Source organism: Nocardia sp. NPDC050710, from assembly GCF_040654375.1.
GTDB lineage: Bacteria > Actinomycetota > Actinomycetes > Mycobacteriales > Mycobacteriaceae > Nocardia.
In genome coordinates this window covers 148,402-154,462 of record NZ_JBFAHV010000011.1, presented here as the reverse complement: position 1 = coordinate 154,462, position 6,061 = coordinate 148,402, and the positions used below count along the sequence as shown (strand labels likewise).

9 protein-coding genes are annotated in these 6,061 nt (G+C 62.5%); 5 read left to right on the top strand and 4 right to left on the bottom strand.

Features of this window, described 5'->3' with window-relative positions:
• The first annotated feature begins 280 nt into the window (after positions 1 to 280).
• Entirely contained in the window at positions 281 to 532 is a 252-nt protein-coding gene (locus tag AB0H61_RS20740; RefSeq protein WP_357306852.1) for a hypothetical protein, read from the top strand.
• A gap of 34 nt (positions 533 to 566) precedes the next feature.
• Here AB0H61_RS20740 and AB0H61_RS20735 read toward each other — a convergent pair whose 3' ends face one another.
• Both AB0H61_RS20735 and AB0H61_RS20730 read right to left on the bottom strand, forming a co-directional pair.
• Positions 567 to 1,001 (bottom strand): PIN domain-containing protein, encoded by a 435-nt coding sequence (locus AB0H61_RS20735; protein WP_062993892.1) that lies wholly within the window; start codon positions 999 to 1,001, stop codon positions 567 to 569.
• On the bottom strand, positions 998 to 1,249 hold the full coding sequence (locus AB0H61_RS20730; RefSeq protein WP_327110119.1) for a CopG family transcriptional regulator: 252 nt from the start codon (positions 1,247 to 1,249) through the stop codon (positions 998 to 1,000). Before AB0H61_RS20730 ends, AB0H61_RS20735 begins: the two co-directional genes overlap by 4 nt.
• Positions 1,250 to 1,568: 319 nt before the next feature.
• Between AB0H61_RS20730 and AB0H61_RS20725 the strand changes: the two genes are divergently transcribed.
• Complete coding sequence (locus tag AB0H61_RS20725) at positions 1,569 to 1,970, top strand: winged helix-turn-helix domain-containing protein (RefSeq protein ID WP_357306850.1); 402 nt, start codon at positions 1,569 to 1,571, stop codon at positions 1,968 to 1,970.
• Between the two features lie 40 nt (positions 1,971 to 2,010).
• On the opposite strand, the gene AB0H61_RS20720 is transcribed toward AB0H61_RS20725, so the two are convergent.
• A complete protein-coding gene (locus AB0H61_RS20720; RefSeq protein WP_357306848.1) occupies positions 2,011 to 2,553 on the bottom strand; it encodes a DUF3558 family protein in 543 nt (180 codons plus the stop codon).
• A gap of 113 nt (positions 2,554 to 2,666) precedes the next feature.
• On the opposite strand from AB0H61_RS20720, the gene AB0H61_RS20715 reads away from it, so the two are divergent.
• The 3 genes from AB0H61_RS20715 to AB0H61_RS20705 all read left to right on the top strand — a co-directional run bounded on the left by AB0H61_RS20715 (position 2,667) and on the right by AB0H61_RS20705 (position 5,236).
• Complete coding sequence (locus tag AB0H61_RS20715) at positions 2,667 to 3,557, top strand: alpha/beta hydrolase (RefSeq protein WP_357306846.1); 891 nt, start codon at positions 2,667 to 2,669, stop codon at positions 3,555 to 3,557.
• A gap of 119 nt (positions 3,558 to 3,676) precedes the next feature.
• A complete protein-coding gene (locus tag AB0H61_RS20710) occupies positions 3,677 to 4,570 on the top strand; it encodes a LysR family transcriptional regulator (protein ID WP_357306844.1) in 894 nt (297 codons plus the stop codon).
• A 120-nt stretch (positions 4,571 to 4,690) separates the two neighbouring features.
• Positions 4,691 to 5,236: a dihydrofolate reductase family protein gene (locus tag AB0H61_RS20705; RefSeq protein WP_357306842.1), complete on the top strand. Its 546-nt coding sequence runs from the start codon at positions 4,691 to 4,693 to the stop codon at positions 5,234 to 5,236.
• 305 nt (positions 5,237 to 5,541) lie between these two features.
• Here the strand turns inward: AB0H61_RS20705 and AB0H61_RS20700 are convergent, their stop codons facing one another.
• On the bottom strand, positions 5,542 to 5,829 hold the full coding sequence (locus AB0H61_RS20700) for a hypothetical protein (RefSeq protein ID WP_357306840.1): 288 nt from the start codon (positions 5,827 to 5,829) through the stop codon (positions 5,542 to 5,544).
• Positions 5,830 to 6,061 lie beyond the last annotated feature (232 nt).

The window sequence follows — 6,061 nt, the reverse complement described above, 5'->3', positions numbered from 1 at the left end:
GCCGCTGCCACCGCGGCTCGGGCATTCGATTCGTGAATTGCCGGCAGCCGAGTGGACACCGGTTGAACGAGGCCTCCGCCCTTTGCCGTTCGCAGAGTAGAACGCACAGACTGAATGTCACTCGTGCCGCCTACGAGCCGGACCCCACCGGCGAGGGGACGCAGCGTATACGCATGCGCACCGTGATGATGATCAATCAGGCCGAGTTCGGCGATATGGAGTTGCTCTTCGATCTCGACGCCTCCGGAACCGTTACCGTCTACGTCTGAGATGATTCTGTTTGGGCAGTACCCCTGGCTATTTCGTTTCGAATCTGCCGCGCCACTTCGGGCATCCGCTCGGTGATCTGCGCTATCGCGTCCACGATCGCGTCGTCGTGCACGATGACCTCAACGACCGCTGCGATAATTCGACGATCGCTGTGAGGGTTGCGTTGGGAGTTGCCCTGATGGGTTCTCACGAGCATGGCGTGCCGGTGGAATTCGTGACCGCGGTGGCTTATGAGGCCTACGATGCTGGTGGCAAGGGGTGACAGAGAGGGTTCGATGTGAGCACCGACAGATCGGCTAGAGATCGTCGGGCAGCAGGCGGAACGCGGCATGACCAGTGAGCGGGGTAACTGCGCGGAAATCACGTCGGTCGAGTGTCAACACCTCCACAGTTTCGTATCGCTCGGCTAATGAAACATTGGTGGCGTCGGTGAGATCCAGGCGCATGGCCATGTATCTGTTCTGCACCTTGCGCGCGACCCGCAACAGGTCCGCCGAGATCGTGGGCACTTCGATGCGTCCGGTGTGCTCTTGTGCCAACAACCAATCATTAACCGCATAAGCGGCTTGACGATTGAGATTTCGGGTGGTGATGTGTTCGACTTCTAGCAAGACGAGTGGAGAAACGATGGTAAGCGCCGCCTGCTGGAGCGCTGCGCGCGCGTCGACGTGCTCGGGATCCGCGGAGTTGAAAGCGGCGACCAGACCTGAGGTGTCGCCGATCACGATCATCCAGCATCGGCTTCGGTGTTGGTGATCGCTTCTCGCACAGCGCTATCGATCTCATCCGCCGTCACCGCATGCCCGTAGTCGAGAACGGGGATATCCCATGCCTCATCCCATCGGCGAGTGCGTATCGCGGCCAGATGAAAAGCTTCACGAAAATACTCGGACTCCGGCCGCCCTTCGCGGGCCGCGGCCATCTTCACCAACTCGAGGTCGGCCTCGTCGACCATGACCGTCGTCTTCTTCAAGCCCATAGGGTTATGGTACCCGCACCATAACATCCTGGCGACCCATACGCACGGCCGTTCACGATAGACCAGAATCCCCCACATCGGCTGGGCGGCAAGGCCCTGGTGGCAGCCCGAAACTGGGACTCGCCGACCGGACTTCAGACAGTCGAATCCCACTTCAACTGTCAGCGTTCACCAGAAGAATCGCCGGTCAGAACGGGTCCCATCCTTATAGAGCCCCGCCGGGGACTCTGAAGGGATGGGTCCGGCTGCATACAGCGGTTGAATTCGTGTTGTCGCTAGGCTTGACGTTGTTGATCTGTGGTTGCGGTTCACTTGGTAGGTGAGGTACCCGCAAGGCGGTGGGCTGACCGCGCAGCGTCGAGAGATGCGGGAGCGGTTGCGGTTTCAGGCCGCGGCCGGGTTCGCCCGCGGCGACACCAACACGGTGATCGCCAAACAGTTACGGGTCAGTGTGCGGTCGGTGCAACAGTGGCGCCGCGACTGGCGGACCGGCGGCCGGGAAGCGTTGCGGTCCAAGGGGCCTGCGTCGCTACCATTGCTGTCCGACGAGCAGTTCCGGGTGCTGGAACGAGAGCTGGCCAAAGGCCCCGCCGAGCACGGCTGGCCGGACCAGAAATGGACTCTCGCGCGGATCAAGACCGTGATCGGTCGGCGGTTCCACATCTCCTACACCGTGAAAGGTGTTGCGCTGCTACTACACCGGAACGGCTTCGCCCTTTGAACTCACGCTCAGTCATCAATCCTCTTCCTATTTGTTGTCTTTATCGGGCGAGTATGCACCCTGACCTGCTGCGCACGACTGCGTCGGCTTTCTTCGCCGCCGATCGCAGATCGCAACAGTTCTGTGTCGCGGAATGCCTTGCGCAGCAATCAGCCACGAGTTCGACGGTGTCGAAGATCAGTTGCCAGGCGGTGGCGCAGGCGTCGGGCTGGGGTGAGTGGTTGCGGTGGTGGATCCACCAGGTGACGGTGCCGCAGTCGGCGGCTGATACACCGCAGGTGCCGGGGTCGTCGGGGTCGTGCCAATAGAAACCGCCAAAGCTTTCGGTGACCATGTTCTCGGTGTGATAGCCGAGTTGTATGGCGATTTCGCGATCGAACATCAGCGAGTTCTTTTTCAGCCATCCGTAGGAGATATCGACTATTCCGCCGTGTTCAGAGGTGGATAACCCGGTCCAGGAGCAGATGGTCGGGGAGCTGACCTGCCGCAGGTTGGTGACGCCCGCGGACCTTTCGATCGTCGAGGATCGCGATGCGAGAGCGCGGGCGACGGCGTGCGGGAGCGAGGGGATCCGCGGGGTCATGACATCGGTCTAAACAAGACGATACGTCTCGTCTTGACACGAAGGCCGACGCAGTGCATAGTTCTACCCATCAACGAGACGCAACGTCTCGTTTCATGAATGGAGGAGTGCACATGACCCGCGCACACGCCGGCACCGTCAACCCAGCCTCGAAGTCCACCCACACCTCACCCACACGGAGCACCCTGATGAACACCGTCGCCACCTCGACCTCGACCACTTCCGCCTGGACCGGAATGGTCACCGTCGACGACACCGCGCTCGCGGTGACCGATACCGGCGGCACCGGCCGGACCATCGTCTACCTCAACGGCGCCTACGCCGACCAGTCGCACTGGCGGCCGGTGATTGCCGAACTCGGCACCGGCTTCCGGCACATCACCTTCGACGAACGGGCCCGGGGCAAGTCCAAGACCTCGGCCGACTACTCCTTCGAGGGCTGTGTGCGCGATGTCCAGGCCGTCCTGGCCGCCCGCGGGGTGACCGACCGGCCGATTCTGGTGGGCTGGTCCTACGGCGCGACGACCGCGGTGCACTTCGCCGAGCGAAACCCCGGCCGCACCCTGGGCGTGGTCTGCGTGGACGGTGCGATGCCCTACGGCCTGACCGGTGAGGAGGGCCGCGAACGCATCCGAAAGCTGTTCCGCCGCATGCGATTCGTACTCCCGCTGGCCCGCCCGCTTGGCATGGCCGCGCGGATGAGCGCTGACGAGCATGCCGAGGTCAATATCGAGATCAACGAGCTTGTTGCCGCAATCGCGCCCGTGCTCGACCGGGTCGTCGACCCGGTGCGGTACGTGCTCGCCACGGGTGCGAATCTCGGTGGCGGCCAAGAGGAAATGGAGGCCGTGCGTGCCTCGCTCGACCCGGTGCTCGCCCGCAATCCGAATATCACCGTGAGCGCGAAGGTTCCGAGCAACCACTCCAAGATCCTCCGCAAGGACTTCCGCGCGGTCGCCGACGCCGTCCGCGAAACGGTCATGCAGGCATCGGCAAGGCACTGACGGACCGACCGGCGCGCCAGCCGCCGAGTATGACTTTTCTCGTCACTGGTCCTCATGGGCCGCCCCGTCCAGTCACGACTACCGCTATATGAGCGCCGCTTCACGAACTGGGGATGTGCATGCTGGAACGTCTCGAACTGGAGGCATTTCTCACCCTCGCCGAGGAATTGCACTTCGGCAGGACGGCGGAGCGTCTTTGCGTGACGACGAGCCGAATCAGCCAGACAATCCGCAAGCTGGAGCGCCGCATAGGCGCACCGTTGTTCGAGCGCAACAGCCGCATCGTGCGGCTCACACCGCTCGGCAAACAGCTGCGCGACGAGTTGCGGCCCGCCTATGACCAGATCTCGGCCAGTATCATCGCGGCGAGTAAGGGCAGTCGCGTAAAACAGGCCATCACGGCGGGGTTTACCGCGCCGTGGTGCGGCAATCTGATTGTGCGGGCGGCGGATGCCTTCCGGATCCGGTATCCGCACGCCGTTGTCGATATCGAGGAAATCCAGCTGATCGATCCGCTCGGCCGCATGCGTTCGGGCGCAGTGGATCTGCAGCTCACCGAGTTCCCTATTGTCGAACCCGATATAACTACGGGTTCGATCATTTTCTCCGAACCGCGTGGACTGATGGTGCCCGAAGGGCATCCATTCGCGGTACGGGAGTCGGTATCGATGGAGGATCTGGCTGACGCGACATTGGTCACCATCGCCGACGAACTCGTTCCGCGTTACTGGATGGACTACTACTTTCCGCGGCGGACACCATCGGGGCGGCCGATACCACAGGGTCCCGCTACAAACTTCTGGCCCGAGGTGCTGGTTCACGTCAGTCAGGGCATCGGCGTCAGTACCGTCGCTCTACGGGCCGCGGACTTCCATGCCCGTCCACACATGGTCTTCGTGCCCGTCCACGACGCGCCCCCGATCGACTACGGTCTCATGTGGCCGGCAGCGGGAAGGAACCCCCTCGTGGAGCCGTTCCTGGCGACAATCGCCGAGGCCGCCGTATCGCGTTGACGGGAACGCGCGAGTCAGCGTTGAGTGTCGCTTAGCGATGCGTTGCCGAAATACCGCTTGTTGGGCCGCTTTCGGATGGCGATGCTGAGTGAACATCCACTCAGACTCGAAAGGTAGTCAATGCGCAGGATCATCGAATCCACCTTCGTCACGACCGATGGAGTTATCGGCGAGCCACACAAGTGGGGTGGGCCGTACTGGGATGCCGAGCATGGCGAGTACGCATCCGAGCTGCTGTTCGCCTCCGATGCGCTCTTGCTCGGCCGGGAAACTTATGCGGGATTCGCGGAGGTGTGGCCTACTCGCCCCTCTGATGATCCGTATGCGGCTCGGATCAACGCGATGCCCAAGTATGTCGCGTCCCACACACTCGCGCAGCAGGACGCGACGTGGAACGCTACTGTCCTGCAAGGGGATATCGTCGACGCGGTGCGTGTCCTCAAGACGGAGGACGGTGGTGACATTCTCAAGTTCGGTACCGGGTCGCTGTCGCATACGTTGCTAGAGGCCAAGCTGGTCGACGAATACCATTTCTGGATCTTCCCTGCCATTGCGGGCGCAGGTGAGCGGCTCTTCGACGGCTACGCCGACCTCACCCACCTCGAATTGCTCGGGACGACTACCTTCAAATCCGGCATCGTCGTGCACCGCCTCGCCCCGCGCTGATCACCAATGGATCCCCCGGGTAGTCCCCCTGCGCCATGGGCACCCGCGAGGCTTGCCAGAACAGTACTTTCGCAGGCCAGCAGCTGGGACCTACCGGGTTTTGCAGTTGCGCTAGGGGTTTCGAGGCAATGACCCACGGCTGACAACCAGGCCCCGCACCGCACGAGGCGGACTCGGTCCGACATCGGCCGCGTGCCGTGAACTATCGCCGTCGAGAAACCGACCACCGTGACGCCTCGTGGACGACCCTGTACAGGACACACCCGTTCGCGAATACCCGGCCGGGTAGGCCGACCGAATGACTGTCAATCCGGGGTGTCGTCGCGCTTCGCGCGGAGGGCTGCGCTGCGGGCGGCGAGCCGGGATGCCCGGCGTTCACGGCTCTCGGCGCTGCGACGGCTCTCCGATGGCGCGTTCGGTTCCGCGACCTCGGCTCGATCGTCGCCACGTCCGCGAGCCAGAACCCGATTGACCCCAGCGCTCACCACATCCCACAGCAATGCCGTGGCCACCAGGACAATAAGTACGGCGATGATGATCAACCCCAGGTCCGTCCCGAACAGGAACTTCACCAAAGTCTTGAGAACGGACAACGATTTCCCCCGAGATGTGCGCGGCTCACCGCAATCATCTACAACCGTCGGATATTACCGACTCGGGATCACCAAAGTCAAACTGAAAGCACTTCGCGGACAACGTATTTCCCATGGAATTCGATGCCCGAAGGCTCCGGTGATACGAGGTGGGCGAACTGAGATTTCGCACTCCCTGTCCAGTTCCCGAGACGGAGGTCCAGGCGGCAGACAAGGGCTTCGGCCGAATTGG